The sequence below is a fragment of the Streptomyces sp. NPDC050423 genome (genome assembly GCF_040655445.1).
In the GTDB taxonomy this organism is placed as follows: Bacteria; Actinomycetota; Actinomycetes; order Streptomycetales; family Streptomycetaceae; genus Streptomyces.
Map to the genome: position 1 here is coordinate 128,632 of NZ_JBFAJY010000018.1, position 16,084 is coordinate 144,715.

General features: G+C 69.0%; 12 protein-coding genes and 2 pseudogenes. 9 read left to right on the forward strand and 5 right to left on the reverse strand.

What is annotated here, in order from left to right:
* Positions 1 to 119: 119 nt before the first annotated feature.
* From AB0I52_RS16175 to AB0I52_RS16200, 6 genes and pseudogenes are all read left to right on the forward strand, one after another.
* Positions 120 to 740 (forward strand): annotated as a pseudogene (locus AB0I52_RS16175) (NADP-dependent oxidoreductase); the annotation flags it as partial.
* A 192-nt stretch (positions 741 to 932) separates the two neighbouring features.
* Positions 933 to 1,358: pseudogene (locus tag AB0I52_RS16180) on the forward strand (condensation domain-containing protein); the annotation flags it as partial.
* A 140-nt stretch (positions 1,359 to 1,498) separates the two neighbouring features.
* Complete coding sequence (locus tag AB0I52_RS16185) at positions 1,499 to 2,095, forward strand: condensation domain-containing protein (protein WP_363072942.1); 597 nt, start codon at positions 1,499 to 1,501, stop codon at positions 2,093 to 2,095.
* A complete protein-coding gene (locus AB0I52_RS16190; protein WP_363072945.1) occupies positions 2,092 to 3,060 on the forward strand; it encodes an MFS transporter in 969 nt (322 codons plus the stop codon). Before AB0I52_RS16185 ends, AB0I52_RS16190 begins: the two co-directional genes overlap by 4 nt.
* A 346-nt stretch (positions 3,061 to 3,406) precedes the next feature.
* On the forward strand, positions 3,407 to 3,616 hold the full coding sequence (locus AB0I52_RS16195; protein WP_363072947.1) for a hypothetical protein: 210 nt from the start codon (positions 3,407 to 3,409) through the stop codon (positions 3,614 to 3,616).
* A gap of 179 nt (positions 3,617 to 3,795) precedes the next feature.
* Positions 3,796 to 4,362 carry a restriction endonuclease gene (locus tag AB0I52_RS16200; protein ID WP_363072949.1) on the forward strand — a complete coding sequence of 189 codons (567 nt, stop codon included), beginning with the start codon at positions 3,796 to 3,798 and terminating at the stop codon, positions 4,360 to 4,362.
* Positions 4,363 to 4,512: 150 nt separating this feature from the next.
* Here AB0I52_RS16200 and AB0I52_RS16205 read toward each other — a convergent pair whose 3' ends face one another.
* The 3 genes from AB0I52_RS16205 to AB0I52_RS16215 form a co-directional block, all read right to left on the reverse strand.
* Complete coding sequence (locus AB0I52_RS16205) at positions 4,513 to 5,163, reverse strand: hemerythrin domain-containing protein (RefSeq protein ID WP_363072951.1); 651 nt, start codon at positions 5,161 to 5,163, stop codon at positions 4,513 to 4,515.
* Positions 5,160 to 6,029 carry an NAD(P)H-binding protein gene (locus AB0I52_RS16210; protein ID WP_363072953.1) on the reverse strand — a complete coding sequence of 290 codons (870 nt, stop codon included), beginning with the start codon at positions 6,027 to 6,029 and terminating at the stop codon, positions 5,160 to 5,162. Before AB0I52_RS16210 ends, AB0I52_RS16205 begins: the two co-directional genes overlap by 4 nt.
* Before the next feature lie 184 nt (positions 6,030 to 6,213).
* Entirely contained in the window at positions 6,214 to 6,987 is a 774-nt protein-coding gene (locus AB0I52_RS16215) for an SDR family NAD(P)-dependent oxidoreductase (RefSeq protein WP_363072955.1), read from the reverse strand.
* A 304-nt stretch (positions 6,988 to 7,291) separates the two neighbouring features.
* Here AB0I52_RS16215 and AB0I52_RS16220 point away from each other — a divergent pair, with 304 nt between their 5' ends.
* Positions 7,292 to 7,735: a MarR family transcriptional regulator gene (locus tag AB0I52_RS16220; RefSeq protein WP_363072957.1), complete on the forward strand. Its 444-nt coding sequence runs from the start codon at positions 7,292 to 7,294 to the stop codon at positions 7,733 to 7,735.
* A 574-nt stretch (positions 7,736 to 8,309) separates the two neighbouring features.
* Entirely contained in the window at positions 8,310 to 10,151 is a 1,842-nt protein-coding gene (gene asnB / locus AB0I52_RS16225) for an asparagine synthase (glutamine-hydrolyzing) (protein WP_363072959.1), read from the forward strand.
* A gap of 77 nt (positions 10,152 to 10,228) precedes the next feature.
* On the opposite strand, the gene AB0I52_RS16230 is transcribed toward asnB, so the two are convergent.
* Positions 10,229 to 12,499, reverse strand: a complete 2,271-nt coding sequence (locus tag AB0I52_RS16230) for a hypothetical protein (RefSeq protein WP_363072961.1) — start codon at positions 12,497 to 12,499, stop codon at positions 10,229 to 10,231.
* A gap of 587 nt (positions 12,500 to 13,086) precedes the next feature.
* Positions 13,087 to 13,503 carry a Fur family transcriptional regulator gene (locus AB0I52_RS16235; protein ID WP_363072963.1) on the reverse strand — a complete coding sequence of 139 codons (417 nt, stop codon included), beginning with the start codon at positions 13,501 to 13,503 and terminating at the stop codon, positions 13,087 to 13,089.
* A gap of 309 nt (positions 13,504 to 13,812) precedes the next feature.
* Between AB0I52_RS16235 and katG the strand changes: the two genes are divergently transcribed.
* Positions 13,813 to 16,041: a catalase/peroxidase HPI gene (gene katG / locus AB0I52_RS16240; RefSeq protein WP_363072965.1), complete on the forward strand. Its 2,229-nt coding sequence runs from the start codon at positions 13,813 to 13,815 to the stop codon at positions 16,039 to 16,041.
* Positions 16,042 to 16,084: the final 43 nt, after the last annotated feature.

Below are 16,084 nucleotides of genomic sequence, written 5' to 3' on the forward strand. Positions count from 1 at the left end.
GTACGTGGCGGTGGTTCTCGCGGTGGCTATCGCGGAGATTCGCGGACTCCGGCAGGGCGGTCCCGGCCGCCGGGCCCGGCCGAGGAAGCCGCGACACCCCGGGTCGAGATCGGAGCATGATGAAGGCAGTCCGTTTCAGCCGGTTCGGTGGCCCGGAGGTCCTTGAGATCGTCGGTCTCCCCGATCCGCATCCGGGTCCAGGCCAGGTCCGGATCGCGGTGCGCGCGGCCGGCGTCAACCCGAGCGACTGGAAGAAGCGGCAGGGCCTGATGGACCCGGAACTCCCGCAGACCATGGGTTACGAGGCGGCGGTCCACGTCGACGAGCTCGGCGAGGGCGTCGTGGACGTGGCCTCGGCGATCGCGTGTTCGGCTTCTCGGCCGAAGGGACGGCCCAGGCCGAGCTGGCGGTGCTGTCCACCTACGCGCCGGTCCCGCCGTCGCTCGGCTTCTCCGGCGCTGCCGCGCTGCCGGCCGCCGTCGAGACGGCCACACGCGCGCTCGACCAGCTCGGCGGCGGGGGCGGTTGCACGCTGCTCATCAGTGGCGCCTCCGGAAGCGTCGGCAGCGCGGCGGTGCAGCTCGCCGTGGTGCGCGGTGCGCGCGTGGTTCGGCACCGCCAGTGCGCCGAACCACGCGTACCTCCGCTCGCTCGGCGCCGAGCCCGTCGCGTACGGCGAGGGGCTCGTCGAGCGGGTTCGCGCCCTCGCGCCCGGCGGCGTCGGCCTCGCGCTCGACGTGGTCCGGATCACCTGGCCCTCCGCGCTGTTCACCGCCGCCGAGGCCGAGGAGCTGGCGGAGAGCCTGCGGACCGCGCTCCTGCGCATCGCCGCTGCCTCGGAGATCAGCGGGCTCGACCACGACAGCCCGGTCGCGGACCAGCAGCCGCTGACCCCGTTGCAGGAGGTGATGCTGCGGCACTCGCGCACCGAACGCCCCGACCCGTACACCGTGCAGTCGGTGTTCTCCCTCGCCGGCCCGCTCGACATCGACGCCCTGCGCGCCGCCGGCACCGGCCTGCTGACCCGGCACCCGAACCTGGGCGCCGTGTTCCCCGCCGACCTGGCCGTGATCCCCGTAGCGCCCCGGCCGGAATTCCGCGTGAGCGACGGACCGGCCGATGAGGTGCTCGCGGCCGACCTGGCCGAGCCGTTCGACCTCGCCCGTGGCCCGCTCCTGCGCCTGACCGTGATCCGGCGCGGCCCCGAACGCGCCGACCTGGTCCTGACCAGCCACCACGTACTGTCCGACGGCTGGTCGGCCCCGCGTGTCCTCGCCGAACTGTTCGCGCTGTACACGGTGAGGGCGCGCGGCGAGGCCCCTGAGCTGCCCGCCCCGTACCGTTCGCCGGTTACCTGACCTGGTGCGCCGAGCACGAACCGGACCTCGGCGCCTGGGCGGCGGAACTGGACGGTCTGCCCGAGGGCGACTACCTGGGAGGCGGCCGGCCAGGCCCGGCCCGGCAGGAACCCGAGGTCATCGACTTCGACGCGGCACTGGTGGCCGACCTCGCCCGCCTCGCCGCCCGGCGCGGCCTGACTCTGAACACACTGGTGCAGAGAGCGTGGGCGGTGCTGCTCGCGCGGCGGTCCGGCCACAGGGACGTCTGCTTCGGCGCCATGGTGTCCTGCCGTCCCCCGGAGCTGGAGGGCGTCGAGGAGATCATCGGTCTGCTGGCCAACACCGTGTCCGTACGAGCACGCCTCAACGGCACGCTCGCTCACACCCTCGTTCAACTCCAGTCCGGACAACGGGTGTTTACCGGGCATCATCACGTCCTCCTGTCCGACCTGGAACGGCTGACCGGGCGGCGGGAGCTGTTCGACAGCCTCGTGGTGTTCGAGAACTACCCGGTCGACCCGGACCGGCTCCGTGAACCCGCTCCCGGGCTCACGGTCGTCGGAACCCGCTTCCGCGAGGCCACCCACCACCCGGTGACCCTGACCGTCATGCCGGAAGGCGACGGCTGGACAGGCGTGCTCGCCCACCGGATCGGCACAGCCGCCGACGGACTCGCCGAGGAGCTGCTCGACCTGCTCCGCACCCTGGACGAGCACCTCGACAACGACGTGCTCGACCTCCTGGCGGGCCGATGAGCGCGAACGCCGCACCGCCGGACGAGCGGGTCGACCGACACCTGCTGCGGATCGCGTTCATCCTGGTGCTCGGCACCTTCATGGCCACTCTGGACGCCACGATCGTCAGCGTCGGAATCGACAGACTGACCCACGAGTTCGACGTCTCCGTTGCCGAGATCCAATGGGTCACCACCGCCTACCTGCTGGCCGTGGTCGCCGCCGTGCCCGCGTTCGGCTGGCTGGCCGACCGCTTCGGCGGCCGGCGGACGTGGCTCGCCGCCGTGGGAGTGTTCCTGCTCGGCTCGGTGCTGTGCGCGTCGGCCTGGTCGGTGACCAGCTTCATTGTGTTCCGGGTGATCCAGGGCCTCGGCGGCGGACTGCTGCCGGCGACCGGGCAGGCGCTGCTGGCCCGCGTCGCGGGCCCCGGCCGCACCGGGCGGGTCATCAGCGTCGTCCCGCTGCTGTCACCGGTTTTCGGCCCAGTGGCCGGCGGCTCCGTCCTCTCGGTGGCGCCCTGGCCGTGGCTGTTCCTGGTCAACCTGCCGATCGGCGTGGTCGCCGCGCTCCTCGCCCGCCGCTACGTGCCGGCGATACCCCCGCCGAACCGGCGGACGCCGTTCGACCTGCGCGGAGCCCTGCTGCTCTCACCCGGCCTTGCCGTGCTGGTGTTCGGCCTGACCGAGGTCGCCCACGACCGCACCGTCCCGGCCACCGCCGGGGTGTCCGTGGGGCTGGCGATGCTCGCCGCCTTCACCGTCCACGGCCTGCGGACCCGCGGCACCCCGCTGGTCGACCCCCGGCTGTTCGCCCGGCCCCCCTTCGGCACCGCCGCCCTCGCCGTGGTCCTGCAGAACCGGCTGTCCGCCCACGGCCCGGACGTCTCCGCGGCCTTCGGAGACACGTTCTGGTGGGTCCTCGGCTTCTGCCTGTTCGCCGCCGCGGGGGCCACGAGACTGCCGCGTACGCGGGCCGGGGGGACTTGATACGCCGACAGCCGCCGGGCGGCAGCAGCTCCTGTACCCCGACCCTGACGCCTGGCTGCCTCTTTGCGGTCCGTCGCCGCAGCGGCGAGCGTCCGTACCAACGGGGTTGTCGCAGCTTGCTCACTCATGGGCGTTCATCGTGCCGGGACAAAGACCTCGTCTCCCCGACACCTCGTCCGGTGTCGCTCGTGCGACTGCCCCCGCGTCTCACCTGCCTTTCAATGGGCCGGATCCGGCCAACAGGTCACTTCGCGTCATCATCTGATGACTGAGCGGCGCGGCGGGGTGAGTTGCGGATACACAGGGGGGTCGGAACAGGACCGAGGGTGATCCGGGGGCGGGCGGAATGCTGACGATCAACGTAGGAGTACTGCTCGCCGTCATTGTCTTCCTGCGGTTGCGTCGACGCACCGAAGCCCGCAGCCGGAGCGATGAGAAGTTCACCGTGATCATCGTGCTCGCGCTGGGCATCGTCATCGCACCGACCCCGGTCGGCGAAGGAATCCTCGACTTCCTGAGCCGGTTCGCCTCCGGCATCACCGACTCCAGCCGCTGACCCCCCGGAGCCGCCCGATGGCCACCCGTCGCCCGCAACGCCGGCGTCCCGCACCCCGGCGGAACGTACGCCGCACCCCGTCGCGCCGGCGCACTTCGTGCTCGCGCCGGCAGCGGCAGCGCGACGCCCAAGCGGTCCGGTTCGGCGTCGGCGTTCTGGCGGCCGCGGTAGCGTGGGCAGTGATCTCGTGGCTCGTGAACCACTGGTGGGTCCTGGTCGTTCTGGGGGCCGTGGCGGCGGTGGGAGGGGTGTGGTGGGTCCACCGCTACCAACAGCGGCAGGTCTGGGAGCGGGCGCAACAGCAGGCCCTGCGCTACGGGCTGCCCCAGCTGGACGCCTTGCACCACAGGGACTTCGAGTACGCGGTGCGCGATCTCATGCGCCGCGACGGATGTGCCGACGCCCGCCAGATCGGCGGGGCCGGCGACAACGGCGCGGACGTTCTGGCCACGGATCCTCTCGGCCGGACCTGGGTGATCCAGTGCAAGCACCGCAAGGACGGTGACCGGGGCTCGGCGGTCGGCACCCCTGACCTCCAGCGGGTCAACGGCACCGCCCGCCAGCTCTACGGTGCGGACGTCGTCCTGGTCGTCACCAACGGCCGCTTCTCCACCCGCTGCGCACCGCTCGCCGCGCAACTGCACATGCACCTGGTTGACCGGCGGATCCTCGCGGCCTGGGCCGGCGGCGGACCTCCTCTGTGGGAGTTGCTGGCAAAGATCCCGGCGCCGCGTAAAGGCCGGTAGCCGGATGCAGCGTGGACGATGTGGAGGCGCTCGCCGTACGCCATCAAGGTGGAGCAGGAGTTATCGGGAAGCCGTCTGTTGCGGGCCGCCGCCGTCACTTCTGACTGCAACACCGGCTCCTGTTCCGTTCCTACGCGGGTCAGCCGCGGGTCAGCCGCGGATCTCGCTGGTTTCGCGGGTGAACTGACGGCGGCCGATCAGCTTGTAGGCCATACGAACCGGGGCCGGCAGGACCTTCATGAACCTTCGCCGTTCCGCGTCATCGGTTTCCTCGGTGATGTGCCCGAGGATGACCAGCCGCCGAGTGAGGGGGATCTCGCTCATGCCGTGCTTGCCGAGTGCGTCCCACTCGCTCTGCGTCAGTGTGACGGAGGCGATCGGCAGTATTTCCTGCTCCTCCTCGGCCAAGTGCTCGATCAGTGTCGGCATCATGGCGTCGACGCGAGCGGCCATCCGCTCGCCCGTGGCAGAGTCCGCGCCCGCCGTCCAGGCCGGCAACTCCGCGTCGATGGCCGTGACGGCGTCGTCGACCTGCATGTGCTGTGCATTCATCCGGTCCATCAGCTTCGGATCGAGGGCTGCTCGCTCACGCAGCAGCGGAAAGAGCAGTTCGTCCTCGCCGGTGTGGTGTGTGTGGAGAAAAGTCAGCATCTCCCGGGCGTGCGCACCGATGACTCCGGATCGCGCGCGGTCGCCGGCCGCGGCGCGAAACAACCGCGGAAGCTGACCGAACTCGCGCCGCAGGACGCGATGTATCAGCACCATCTCATGGGTGTCGACGCCGGGCCCGGGAGCAGTCACCGTGACTCCTCGACGGCCGTGGCGTTCCGGACGGCTTCACGCGCCGTGATCGCCGGCCGGCCGATGAGCTTGGCCAGGTCGTCCCTCTCGGTGAACAGCTCTCCGCGGGCCAGCCCGGCATCGGCATCAGCCACCGCGGCGGCCATCTCCGGAGGCAGCCCGGCATCCGTCAGAGTCGCGGTGTAGTCGGCCACCGGCATGTCCCGGTAGGCGATGTGGGTGCCCAGGACATCGCTGAACGTGGCGGCGAGTTCGGTCAGCGTGAACGGCGTTCCGCCGAGTTCGTAGGTCTCACCGAGGTGCCCGTCCTGTGTCAGCACCGCGGCTGCGGCCGCCGCCAGGTCACGTCGGCCGGCCGCACTGACACGCCCGTCGTGCGCACTGCCCAGCAGTGCCTGGTACTGGGTGATCATCGGGAGCTGGTCGGTGTAGTTCTCCAAGTACCATCCGTTACGCAGGATGACGAACGGCGACCCGCTGTCACGCAGGTACTCCTCGGTGCGGCGATGCGCGTCAGCGAGCATCATCTGCGCGGTCGAGGCGTTGAGGATGCTGGTGTACACGATGCGGGAGACACCCGCCCGGCGCGCCGCGTCAATGGCGTTGCGGGCGTTGTCGAACCGCGCACCCACCGTCGTCGTGGAGACCAGCACCATCGCGTCGGCACCCGCGAAAGCGTCATCGAGGGTGCCGGGGTCGGCGAAGTCCGCGCGCCGCACGGTGACCCCGTTCCGTGCGAGGTCGGCGAGCCTGCCGGTGTCCCGGCCGGTGGCCACGATCTGCTCCGGTGCCATTCCGGCGGCGAGAAGCTGATCGACGATGAGCCGGCCGAGGTGACCTGAGGCTCCCGTGATGACAGTGGACATGGTATTTCCCTTCGATAAGTGTTCGGTGTGAGTTCATTGCGGCGCGGGTGGATCTCCGGTGCCGCGTGATGAGTGGCCGACCCGCTCCGCCAGAGGCCACCGCGCCCGGCCTGCCGGCGGCCGATACCGCCGGCTCCGACGCTCAGAACCCTGGCGTCACGGCCAAGCGCGATGAGCCGGTGTGTCAATTCCAGCCGCCGTCGGCTTCGATGGTGGTGCCAGTGATGAAGGACGCGTCCGGAGAGAGCAGAAACGCGACCACGGCGGCGATTTCGTCAGGTCGGGCCAACCGGCCGAGTGCGCTCATGGAGCGGATGAGCGCGGGAAACGGCACATCGGCGAGGGCGGGGTGCACGTAATTGGGGGCATAGCCGGCCATGCGGGTGGCCGTGGCGCCCGGGGCGATCGCGTTGATGGTGATGTTCCGCTCGGCCAGCTCGGGAGCGAGGTTGCGCACCATGGCCGGAATGGCAGCCTTGCTTGCCGCGTACAGGGCGTGCTGACGGACCGACAGGCGCGCACTGACCGAGGAGCTGAGCACGATCCGGCCGCCGTCGGTCATCGCGGCTGCCGCCGCCTGGGTGGTGAACAGCTGCCCGGCCACGTTGGTCTGAAAGAGGCGGTCGAAGTCGGCCTGAGTGATGGTTTCCAGCGCTCCGAAGTGCTCGACCCCGGCATTGCTGACGAGCAGGTCCAGGCCGCCGAACTCGGACACCACCGCGCCGACCAGCTCGTGGGTCTGCGCCCTGTCACCGATATCGGCCGGGAAGGCCGACGCGGCACACCCGCTGTCACGGAGTTCGCCGACGAGAGCCTCCGCCGCCTCCTGACCGGATCGATAGTTGACCGCGACCGTGGCGCCCTGGGCGGCGAGCCGTCGCACGATCGCGGCACCGATTCCGCTGCTGCCTCCGGTGACCAGGACCCGCTTGCCTGCCAGGCTTGATGTCGATGTCATCGCCCTACCCGCGTTCTCTCTGCCGTCTCCGGATGTGAACAGTCCTTGGTCGCACCGCTCGTCCCCTCGTCGAGCCGCCATCTGCATTAGTCAGGAACATTGACTACATTACTCGTGTGGCGGCACCAACGCCAACAGCAGTCGGCGCGAGATCGCGGAGGGGTGGCCGGTGCGTGCGGAGCGCGGCGAGCGCGGGGCGGCGCACGCGCCACCGCGGCCGGGGCCGGAGGAGATCCGGCCCCGGCGGCATTCACGTAGGGTGTGAACCTCGCGGGATCAGGTGGGAGACAGGGTCGAGAGCGCTATGGATGACGAGCAGCGGGTTGATCTGGGGGTGTCGCTGTTCATCCCCTACCGGTACACGGAGGACCGAATGTTCCGGGCCCTGCAGGATGCCGGGTTCGACGACTGGACCCTCGCCCAGTGCCGGGTGTTCCAGCGCGTCGCCCCGGACGGTTCACGCCTCACGGACCTCGCTGAACAGGCACAAATGAGCAAGCAGAGTGCCGGTGTGCTGGTCGACCAACTGGAACGCCTCGGTTATGTCCGCCGGGTCCCCGACCCTACGGACGGCCGCGCCCGGTTGATCGTGATCGAGGAACGCGGCAGGCGGGCGGTCGAAGTGGCCTCGGCGACACTCGACGAGATCCTCTCGGAGTGGAAGGCCTACCTGGGCACCCGCAACTTCACGTTGTTGCAGCAGATCCTGGACCAACTCCGTGAGATCACCGACCCCTACGCGCGGTAGGCCCGGCAGCGCCGAGCCCGCTGCTTCCGGTTCCCGTTCACTCCGAGTCGCCTGGGCGGTCGGCGGGTCTCGACCTCGCCTCTTTGGTCAGCTTTATTGACCATGTTCGTCAGTGGCTCGGAGATGACCGGCGGCGGCCGGTCGGGCCCGCCGCCGCATGGCCCCGCCGCCGGCAGGGCCATGAGGGGCTCCGGCTCGGCGCGGGGGTGAGACGGAAGCCGGTATCCCGTACCGGACGAAGGGCACGTCGCGGAGCCCTCCGCAACATTGAGTAAGTCTTTGCCCGTGGCCGGAACGTGTCGCTCCGTCCGGCCCCGGGCCCCCGCCCGAGCGGGTGGGGTGCGGCCCGGCCCGTACCGACGTGGACCCACGCGGTACGACGGGCGGCCGAAAGCCTGCGGGTGGCGGGCCTCGCGGTGTTACGGCCACATTGACCGTATGCAATGGCAGGACGCACTCTCGGTACGTAACTGCGCAGTACATCTAGTTCGGCCAGGAGCGGCGCAGACCTCGAACCCGCCGTTCAGCTGTGGTTCCCGGGCCCCGGCCGACGACAGCACGCAGGAGGTAGCGCATGTGTGGCATCACCGGCTGGGTCTCCTTCGAACGCGACTTGCACAGTGCGTCCGCGACCGTGGACGCGATGACGGAGACGATGTCCTGCCGCGGCCCCGACGACCGCGGCACCTGGATCAACGGTCCGGCCGCCCTCGGGCACCGTCGGCTGGCGATCATCGACCTGCCCGGCGGGCGCCAGCCGATGACGGCCGACACACCGCAGGGCCCGGTTGCTCTCGTCTACTCGGGCGAGACGTACAACTTCACCGAGCTGCGCCGTGAACTGACCGGGCGTGGTCACCGGTTCAGCACCGAATCCGACACCGAGGTAGTGCTTCGCGGCTATCTGGAGTGGGGTGAAGCGGTTGCCGAGCGGCTCAACGGCATGTACGCGTTCGCCGTGTGGGACGGGCGCCACGACAAGCTCGTCATGATCCGCGACCGGATGGGCATCAAGCCCTTCTACTACTACGAGACCCCGGACGGTGTCCTGTTCGGCTCCGAGCCGAAGGCGATCCTGGCCAACCCGCTGGCCCGCGCCCGCGTCGGTCTCGACGGGCTGCGCGAACTCTTCGCGTTCGTCAAGACGCCCGGCCACGCCGTATGGGAGGGGATGCACGAGGTCGAGCCCGGCACGGTCGTCACGGTCGACCGCAACGGACTGCGCCGGCACGTCTACTGGCAGCTGGAGACCCGCCCGCACACGGACAGCAAGGACGACTCCATCGCCCATGTGCGTTCGCTCCTGGACGACATCGTGCGGCGCCAACTGGTCGCTGACGTACCGCGCTGCACACTGCTCTCCGGCGGTCTCGACTCCTCCGCCATGACGGCGATCGCCGCCCGTCAGCTCGCCGAGAACGGCGAGACGGTGCGCAGCTTCGCCGTCGACTTCCTCGGGCAGGCGGACAACTTCGTCGCCGACGAGCTGCGCACCACCCCGGACACCCCGTACGTGCACGACGTCGCACGGGCGTCGGGCACCGACCACCGTGACATCGTGCTGGATTCGAACGCGCTGGCCGACCCCGAGGTGCGGGCCCAGGTGATCCGGGCCCGGGACATCCCGATGGGCTTCGGAGACATGGACGCCTCGCTGTACCTCCTGTTCCGGTCCATCCGCGAGCACTCGACCGTCGCGCTCTCGGGGGAGTCGGCCGACGAGGTCTTCGGCGGGTATCTGCAGTTCTTCGACGAGGAGGCGCGGCGCGCCAACACGTTCCCCTGGCTCGTGCGCTTCGCTCAGCACTTCGGGGACGACTCCGATGTGCTGAGGCCCGATCTGACGGCTGCCCTCGATCTCCCGTCGTACATCCAGGACAGCTACGACACCGCGGTCGCCGGGGTCCAACGCCTGGACGGCGAGAGTGATTTCGAGTTCAGGATGCGCAAGATCTGCCATCTGCACCTGACGCGCTTCGTGCGCGTCCTGCTCGACCGCAAAGACCGGGCGAGCATGGCGGTCGGCCTCGAAGTACGCGTGCCCTTCTGCGACCACCGCCTCGTCGAGTACGTGTACAACACGCCCTGGTCGCTGAAGTCCTTCGACGGCCGGGAGAAGTCCCTGCTGCGCGAGGCGACGGCGGACGTGCTGCCGAAGTCGGTCTACGACCGGGTCAAGAGCCCCTATCCCTCCACCCAGGACCCCAAGTACGCGCTCGCGCTGCAGGGTCACGCCAAGGACCTGCTGGCGCGGCCCTCACATCCGGTCTTCGACCTCGTCGACCGCGACCGGGTCGCGCGCGCTGCCCGGCACGACGCACCTCAGATCACCCAGGCGTCCCGGCGCGGCCTGGAGCGCACGCTGGACCTGGCGCTGTGGCTCGATCTCTACAAGCCGGAGATCTCGCTCTCCTGAGCGACTGTGTGCGGCCGGCGGGTACGGGGGAGCGGCCGTAAGTCCCCTTCTTGCCGGGAGTTGAAGCCGCCCCACCGCTACGCCCCGTCCTGCCCGGTGCGCCCGCCCAGGTCCTCCACGGTGTCACGCATCGTGCGGACCGACGGAAGTATCCGTGCAAGATTCCGGGCGGCTTCAGCCCCGGCCCTCCCGGCCAGGGGACGGTCGATCCCGGCCTTCGCCGCCGCGGCCGACACCGCGGTGAGCGATGCCTCCACCTGCTCCGCCAGCTCCAGCAGCCGCTGGGTCAGGCCCGCCGCCGCGTCCACCTGCTCCTCGAAGGTGGACGCGGCGGGCTGGGCAGCAGCAGCTGCGAACGGCACGGCGGCGCCGGACGCCTGCGCTCCGATGCCCGTCGATCCCCCCAAGACCGGTGTCGTGCCCTCTCCGGCCGGCGGCGGCGGGACGGCGAGGGATGCGGCGGCCCCGCTCCCGGGTTGCTCCCGCCACGCGCGCTGAGAGAACAGGGCCGTGGCCACCGTGTTGCTGCCGGTCTCGTTCCGCGCCGCGTCCGAAGCGCCCTGGCTCTGCCGGGGGGCGGGCACCTTCGGCCGGCGTTTGCCGGAATCCTTCGGGAACTCCCTGTCGAACCAGGCCGTGCTCATCTCCTCGATCAACAATGCTCCGGAACGACTGACCCGGATCGGCCTGCGGTCACCCTCGTCCATGGCTCTCGCCAGCTCACGCAGCACGGCCACAGCCATGATCCGGTTGCTCCGCAGGGCGTTGAGGTGGTTCTTCACCGTGCGCCGGACCCGCGCCGCTTTGGCGCCGTCGTCGTCGTCCGTCTTCTGGCCGGCCAGCGAACCCCGGTCGGCGTCGATGATGTCGAAGGCGGCCAGCCAGTGGGCCGCTCTGTAGGCCACCAGCTCCTCGAACGCGGCGTCATCCTTGTCCGCGGCGTTCAACAGTTCCCTGAGCGGGCGTCCGGAGAAGTCCAGCCCGGCCCGGACGGACCCGGCGTTGAACACCTCGGCGATACGAGGATTCCACGGGGCCGGGTAACTTTCCGAGGTCAGCGCGGACCAGGCGCGGGCACGCCGGTTGATCTCGGGGCTGCTCAGCTGCGAGGGGGGTGACTCGCTGAGAGCACGGCGGATCAGTAGCTTCTTGTGAGGATCGGTTGGAAAGAACTCTCGCAGGATCATCATGGAGCGGAGATCCCGCAGCTCCGAGACCGTGGCGTCCTTCGCGGCCACGCTCAATTCGTTCACAGGTGCCAATCCTGACAGCACCTGTGATTCCTTCTCGTCAAGGACACCCCGCGCCACGTACATTCCGAGCACGCTGCGCCCCAGGGCCCGCCCCCGGTCATTTGGTACGAACTCCAGTGGTGGATGGACGTGATCGCGGCGATTGCTCATTTGTACGATGCGGTAGAGGCGTTCAGGAGTCGGCGTGCCGACGACCAGGTGAGCCGTCACCACCGCCACATTGGTCGCGCGAATCGCCGTGGCCTCGTCATCACCCGCGAGCCGGGCCTCGGCCCACTCCTGGTTGAGTCGGTTGGAGAGCTTCTCCAACCAGAACTGTGGCTCGAAGAACACTTCGTCACCGGGCAGGCCGAGCTTGCTTGCCGGAACACCGGTCAGGACCTCGGCGGACGTCAGTCCAAAGATATCCTGACGTCGCTTCGTTCGATTATTTCCTCGAACGGCCATCCAGCCTACGTATTCAGCGGGGTGTACCGGTACGCCGTCGGCGTTCACGTGAGGCTGTTCAACGAGGCAGAAACGTTGAGGGATGTACATGCCCGGTTCCTGCTGGCCGTTGAGGACCAGATCTTCCTTGAGGTCATACGAACGCAGACCGTCCCGGCGGTCCAGTTCGTCAGAGGCCTCTTCTGTGTTGGAGGTCAGCCACTGTCGGTTGGGGGGGTGACTGAGCAGCGCTGCGTAGGGCTGGTCGCCTTCGTCGGGACTCTCGCGGGGCCAGGGGTGCACTCTGGTGAGGGAGCGTTTGGTCCCACCGCTGACCGAGGGGTCCGCCGTCGAGTGCCAGAGGGAGCTGATTCGCTCGTTGTGCTCCCATACGGCACCGGCCACCCCGTGCATCTGTACTTCGACGATCAGCAGTTCGCCCGCGTCGGTGCGTACCGTCCGCAGAGCTCCCTCCCTGAGGGTGCGGACGCCATTGACGTCCGGCTCGCTCAGAGTGCGCTCCGGGTCGACGAGGAACACCGCCGCGTTCTGCAGAGCGGCACGGGGCGATTTTACCTGTGGAGTCGCCAGGGCAGCGTCTACCCACGTATTCTGACGTTCTATCGAAACCGGCGGCCGAAATGGACCGTCATTTTGATGGTCGCTCATCACACACCCTCGTTACTTGTCGTACCACTCGATCAATTTGGCGACTTGCCTCACTGATCTCGCCACCACGGCCCAGACGTCACTGTCGGACCCATGAAGCGCCTCTCGCGCGGCGGCGAGGAGGCTGATAGCTCGTGCAGCCTGAGCGAAACGGCGCTGTCTCCGCAACTTGACCAACTCGCGCTCAATTGCCAGCAGGTGGCGAGAGACATCGAGATCGAGGTTGGGTTCGGAACCGGGATCAGGCTCCGGCGAAGGGTCCGAAGTTGAGTGGACGGACATCGAAATGAACCCTTCGAGTGGCGGCTTGGATTGCCTACCGTGCCATCGTTCGGGGTGGCGGAGCGCTTGATGTCCGCATGAAGTGACAAACCGCCTGGTGTTTGTCGTATTGAGGTCGCCTTCAAGGCGGCATGGTGACTTCATCGATTAAATGCGATCAGAAGTGAAAGCAGCTTAGAAAAACGAACGGCCCGTCGATGGGCGTCATTCGCGTGAGGGGTGCTCTTCCCGTGACGCGAGGGTGGTGCGATGTAGAGTTGACACAGCAGTGATTCTCATGGTAAAGGGGTGTCTGCGGGTGTGGGCTATCCGCCGGCGCATTCGGGGCACAGTCCCCGGTAGGTCACCTCGACCTCGGAGACGGTGAAGCCGAACCGTTCGGAGAGCGGCAGCCCGGCCAGCGGGTCGGCGTCGGGGTGGACGTCCCGGATCGTGCCGCATGCGGAGCACACCAGGTGCTGGTGCGGGTGGTGCGCGTTCGGGTCGTAGCGCCTGGCCCGGCCGTCGGTGCCCACCTCGATGACCTCGCCGAGCGAGACCAGCTCGCCGAGGGTGTTGTAGACGGTGGCGCGAGAGATCTCCGGCAGCAGGGCAGTGGCGCGTTCGAGTACCTCGTCCGCCGTGAAGTGGACGTGCTCGCCGGTGAGGACCTCGGCAACCACCCGGCGCTGTGCGGTCATTCGCCAACCACGTCCACGAAGCCGTTCCAGCAGGTCACTCATGCCCACCAGCCTAACTGTGCGTTGTCCGACGAATGATGTGTGCAGAACCGTCTGCCGTATTGACTTGGACTAGGTCCATCGTAGGATCGATTCCGGCTGACAGCCAAGGGGCAGGTCAACAGCAGGGGAAAATGGGTGGCTTCAGGAGGCGGGTGCGCTCACGACGGCACCCGGACCGTGACGACACCGCCCTGAGCTGCATCCCCCGAGCTGCATCCCCCGAGTTTCACCACCTTCAGTCCCCTCACCCTCAGTTCCACCACCCTCAGTTCCAAAGCAATGTGATCCGCCCCGTCCGGAAGGATTTCCATGACTGAGAACCACGACGCGATCGTCACCGACCCGAAGGCGGAGGAGGCCTCCGGCTGCCCGGTCGCGCACGGTCGTGCGCCGCATCCGACCCAGGGCGGCGGAAACCGCCAGTGGTGGCCGGAGCGGCTCAACCTGAAGATCCTCGCCAAGAACCCCGCCGTGGCCAACCCTCTCGGCGAGGAGTTCGACTACGCCGAGGCCTTCAAGACCCTCGACCTGCCGGCCGTGAAGCGGGACATCGCCGAGGTGCTCACCACCTCGCAGGACTGGTGGCCCGCCGACTTCGGCAACTACGGCCCCTTCATGGTCCGGATGGCCTGGCACAGCGCCGGCACCTACCGGATCAGCGACGGCCGCGGCGGCGCCGGAGCCGGCCAGCAGCGCTTCGCCCCGCTCAACAGCTGGCCGGACAACGCGAGCCTCGACAAGGCCCGCCGGCTGCTGTGGCCGGTCAAGAAGAAGTACGGCAAGAACCTCTCGTGGGCCGACCTCATCGTCCTCACCGGCAACGTCGCCCTGGAGTCGATGGGCTTCAAGACCTTCGGCTTCGGCGGCGGCCGCGCGGACGTGTGGGAGCCCGACGAGGACGTGTACTGGGGCCCCGAGACCACCTGGCTCGGCGATGACCGCTACACCGGTGACCGCGAGCTGGAGAACCCCCTCGGCGCGGTCCAGATGGGCCTCATCTACGTCAACCCCGAGGGCCCCAACGGCACTCCGGACCCGATCGCCGCGGCCCGCGACATCCGTGAGACGTTCCGCCGCATGGCGATGAACGACGAGGAGACGGTCGCCCTGATCGCGGGCGGCCACACCTTCGGCAAGACCCACGGCGCCGGCCCGGCGGACAAGGTCGGCCCGGACCCGGAGGCCGCGCCGCTGGAGCAGCAGGGCCTCGGCTGGCAGAGCACGCACGGCACCGGCAAGGGCGCCGACGCGATCACCAGCGGACTCGAGGGTATCTGGACCGACACCCCGACCACGTGGGACAACAGCTTCTTCGACATCCTCTTCGGGTACGAGTGGGAGCTGTTCAAGAGCCCCGCCGGCGCACAGCAGTGGCGGCCGAAGGACGGCGCCGGTGCGAACACCGTCCCCGACGCGTTCGACGGGTCGAAGACCCACGCACCGACCATGCTGACGACCGATCTCTCGCTCCGGTTCGACCCGGCGTACGAGGAGATCTCGCGGCGCTTCCACCAGAACCCCGACGCGTTCGCGGACGCCTTCGCCCGCGCCTGGTTCAAGCTGACCCACCGCGACATGGGACCCGTCGTGCGCTACCTCGGTCCCGAGGTCCCGGCCGAGACGCTGGTGTGGCAGGACCCGCTCCCGGAGCGGACGTACGAGACGGTCGACGCGGCGGACGTCGCCTCCCTCAGGGCCCGGATCCTCGAATCGGGCCTGTCGGTCTCCGAGCTCGTCTCCACCGCGTGGGCGGCGGCCTCGTCCTTCCGCGGCAGTGACAAGCGCGGCGGTGCCAACGGCGCCCGCATCCGCCTGGAGCCGCAGAACGCGTGGGAGGTCAACGACCCGGACCGGCTGGCGACGGCGCTGCGTACCCTCCAGGGGATCCAGGAGTCCTTCAACTCGGCCGGGTCCGGCGGCAAGCAGGTCTCGCTCGCCGACCTCATCGTGCTCGCCGGTGCCGCAGGTGTCGAGAAGGCGGCCAAGGACGCAGGCTTCGACGTGGAGGTCCCCTTCGCGGCGGGACGCGTCGACGCGTCGCAGGAACAGACCGATGTGGAGTCGTTCGTCGAACTGGAGCCGGCCGCCGACGGGTTCCGTAACTACCTCGGCAAGGCCAACCGGCTGCCGGCCGAGTACCTGCTGCTCGACCGGGCGAACCTGCTGACCCTGAGCGCCCCCGAGCTGACGGTTCTCGTCGGCGGGCTCCGGGTGCTCGGTGCGAACCACCAGCAGTCCTCGCTCGGTGTCCTCACCGACACCCCCGGGGTGCTGACCAACGACTTCTTCGTCAACCTGCTCGACCTGGGCACGATGTGGAAGGCGACCTCCGAGGACGCCACCACCTTCGAGGGCCGCGACGCCTCCGGCACGGTGAAGTGGACCGGCAGCCGCGCCGACCTGGTCTTCGGGTCGAACTCGGAGCTGCGCGCGGTCGCGGAGGTCTACGCGAGCGACGACGCCAAGGAGAAGTTCGTGAAGGACTTCGTCGCGGCGTGGGACAAGGTCATGAACCTGGACCGGTTCGACCTCGTCTGAGCACCGCGAACGGGCCGTCGCGGCAAGGCAATTGCCTTGCCGC